This window comes from Pseudomonas sp. NPDC088885 (assembly GCF_044750025.1).
Taxonomy (GTDB): domain Bacteria; phylum Pseudomonadota; class Gammaproteobacteria; order Pseudomonadales; family Pseudomonadaceae; genus Aquipseudomonas; species Aquipseudomonas rustica.
This window is the reverse complement of record NZ_JBIVJB010000262.1, coordinates 1-1103: the sequence shown is the minus strand read 5'-3', so window position 1 is coordinate 1103 and position 1103 is coordinate 1. Positions and strand designations below refer to the sequence as shown.

Here is a 1103-nt window from a genome sequence, read left to right as displayed (position 1 = left end):
TCTCCTTAAGATTTACGCGCGACGCGTTCGAGCAATGCCGTCAGCTCATCGAGCTTAGCAGAGAGTGTCTCAACGTCATGTTTAGACGGAATGCCGATACGATTCAAGGCGCTTGCTACACGGGAGTCGAACGCCTTCTCGACCTTGTCGAGCTGAACTTCGACGCGACCTTTGAAAGAACTCACTTCACCCTTGGCTTCATCGATCTCGGCGTTGGCCGCTTCGAGTTTTTCGGTGACGGCTTTTTTGCCTTTCTTTTCAACAGTTTGACCAGCTTTGATCAACTCTTGAAAGTAGTCGCTGCCCTCTTGGCCGACCTTGGCGTAGGCACCCAGGCCTGCCAGCCAGATCTTGCGGGCATAGGATTTAACGTCGCTCAGAGCGGTTGTCGAAGCGTCGATTTTTTTCTTCAAAATTACTTTGGCCATGGTGCACCTCACGCGCAGAAGGTTTGAGGAACTGCCCGCGAAAGTGTCGGGCTCAGGCACAAAGTAGGTAGAAAAATTAGAAACGGCACCCTAACAACTGACATAAATCGGTGTTGCCTGAACGAAAAGATCGCAGCCTTCGGCAGCTCCTACAGGGGTACACATTCCCCTGTAGGAGCTGCCGAAGGCTGCGATCTTTTGATGTTCAGACCAGGGCTTTATCGAGGGCTTTTTCGATTTCGGCTTTGATCATGCCGCTCATGGCCGACATCATCAGGCCCAGCTCGACGTCGACCTTGATCGAATCGTCCGCCACATGCACCGCGCCTTTCACGCCCGAGCGTTTGAGGTTCAGGGTGTCGCCCGACCACTGCGGCTCCAGGCCATATTGATCGGAGAGTTTTTGCGCCAGCTTGTCGGCCTTCTCGCGGGCGGCTTCCTTGCCCAGGTTGTGGGCACGCTCAACAGTGATTTTGGCCATTGATTGACTCCTGCTTTTTGAATGGGGCGAAAAATGTGTATCGGTAAATCTTGACCGCCGCTGCGGCAAATCGTCCCGAAGGTTGCCCATCTTACCTTTAGCCATTCCAAGACAAAGCATGGCTTGGGGATTAGAATGTCGCGCATTCTCTTTTGGTGACAGCGATATGACTGATCAGCGCAAAGGCAGCGATG

2 protein-coding genes are annotated in these 1103 nt (G+C 53.1%); both read right to left on the bottom strand.

Translation table 11 applies throughout. From position 1 onward, the window contains the following. Positions 1-5 precede the first annotated feature (5 nt). A complete protein-coding gene (locus tag ACIP1X_RS29100; protein WP_008080629.1) occupies positions 6-428 on the bottom strand; it encodes a phasin family protein in 423 nt (140 codons plus the stop codon). 205 nt (positions 429-633) lie between these two features. Continuing rightward, positions 634-909 carry a polyhydroxyalkanoic acid system family protein gene (locus ACIP1X_RS29095; protein WP_038360037.1) on the bottom strand — a complete coding sequence of 92 codons (276 nt, stop codon included), beginning with the start codon at positions 907-909 and terminating at the stop codon, positions 634-636. Between the last annotated feature and the right edge of the window lie 194 nt (positions 910-1103).

Bases quoted from the DNA above. Each gene is read 5' to 3' on its own strand.
- ACIP1X_RS29100 (WP_008080629.1), bottom strand. From the start codon at position 428: ATGGCCAAAGTAATTTTGAAGAAAAAAATCGACGCTTCGACAACCGCT.
- ACIP1X_RS29095 (WP_038360037.1), bottom strand. From the start codon at position 909: ATGGCCAAAATCACTGTTGAGCGTGCCCACAACCTGGGCAAGGAAGCC.